Genomic DNA, 712 nt, shown 5'->3' on the forward strand with positions numbered 1-712 from the left:
GCAGAAACTGAAGGTCCGGACGATCTCCTCGTCCGAACGGGCGGACGCAAGCAGGCGCTTCGGTCGACTTATCGATTATGCCGCAGTGTCCAGCATTGTCGCGGCTGCTGGCGTATTGCTGGCAAGCGAAGCAGCAGGTGTCCTGGGAAGGCCACTTGTGCAGATCCGCACGACGCTCGCCCACTCGCGCTGAGCAATCGGCTGGTGCTGAGCCTTGCGCATTCGTACCTAGCGCGAGCAACACCACTGCCTAACCAACTAGTGTGCTTACATTAATTGCAGATCTTTTGTTGAGGGTCGGGCAAATCTAACCGTTCATTTACCTCGCGGAATTACCATTGCGACCTGTCACGAGGTCGCATTTTGCATGATTGAAAATCAGGAAATCCGAGCCGCTAAAGTTCTCGGCCCGCTGGGCGAGATCCTCATGCTCGAAGCTCTTCCGTCCGTCGATACCCGTCGGTGGACCATCCGCCGCAAGGCGGAGGTCGTCGCAGCCGTTGAAGGTGCCCTTCTCACTCTCGACGAAGCACTTCGCCGTTATGAACTGACCGTTGAGGAATTTGCGTCGTGGCAACGCTCGATCGAGCGCTCCGGCATGGCAGGCCTGCGTGTCACCCGGCTCCAACACTACCGCGAGCGTTACGAACGCCAAAATAGGTATTGACTGCTGGAAAAATCAGCTCGGTCAAAATCGTTCGAATATCCGAAG

Annotated in this window: 2 protein-coding genes; both read left to right on the top strand. The window is 56.7% G+C overall.

Annotation, left to right across the window (positions count from 1 at the left end):
- The coding region (locus ACFO0A_RS14045; RefSeq protein ID WP_379539668.1) for a hypothetical protein at positions 1 to 193 on the top strand (193 nt) is incomplete at its 5' end.
- 174 nt (positions 194 to 367) lie between these two features.
- Positions 368 to 667: a CtrA inhibitor SciP gene (gene sciP / locus ACFO0A_RS14050; RefSeq protein ID WP_379539669.1), complete on the top strand. Its 300-nt coding sequence runs from the start codon at positions 368 to 370 to the stop codon at positions 665 to 667.
- Positions 668 to 712 lie beyond the last annotated feature (45 nt).

The sequence above is a fragment of the Novosphingobium tardum genome (assembly GCF_042652045.1).
Classification (GTDB): domain Bacteria; phylum Pseudomonadota; class Alphaproteobacteria; order Sphingomonadales; family Sphingomonadaceae; genus Novosphingobium; species Novosphingobium tardum.